The organism is Pseudomonas juntendi (genome assembly GCF_009932375.1).
Classification (GTDB): domain Bacteria; phylum Pseudomonadota; class Gammaproteobacteria; order Pseudomonadales; family Pseudomonadaceae; genus Aquipseudomonas; species Aquipseudomonas juntendi.
In genome coordinates this window covers 1-313 of record NZ_BLJG01000419.1, presented here as the reverse complement: position 1 = coordinate 313, position 313 = coordinate 1, and the positions used below count along the sequence as shown (strand labels likewise).

The window sequence follows — 313 nt, the reverse complement described above, 5'->3', positions numbered from 1 at the left end:
TGGTTGACCCGATCAAAGAACTTCTCCAGTTCGAGTGCCACGCAACCCCTATGACCCGCCGCCACAGGGGTGCGGGCCATCTCGACAGCCTGGTGAGCGCTTCTGCCCGGACGGAAGCCGTAGCTATAGTCCGAGAACAGCGGATCGAAGATCGGCGTGAGCTGTTGCAGCAGGGCTTGCTGGATCAGGCGATCCACGACACTGGGAATGCCCAGTTGCCGCATACCGCCCTGCGGTTTGGGAATTTCGACCGCCCGAACTGCCTGGGGATGGTATTAACCTGCCAGCAGCCTGACCTTCAGGATGGGCCAAT

Annotated in this window: 1 pseudogene; it reads right to left on the bottom strand. The window is 60.7% G+C overall.

What is annotated here, in order from left to right:
* Positions 1-313 (bottom strand): annotated as a pseudogene (locus GYA94_RS26440) (reverse transcriptase domain-containing protein); the annotation flags it as partial.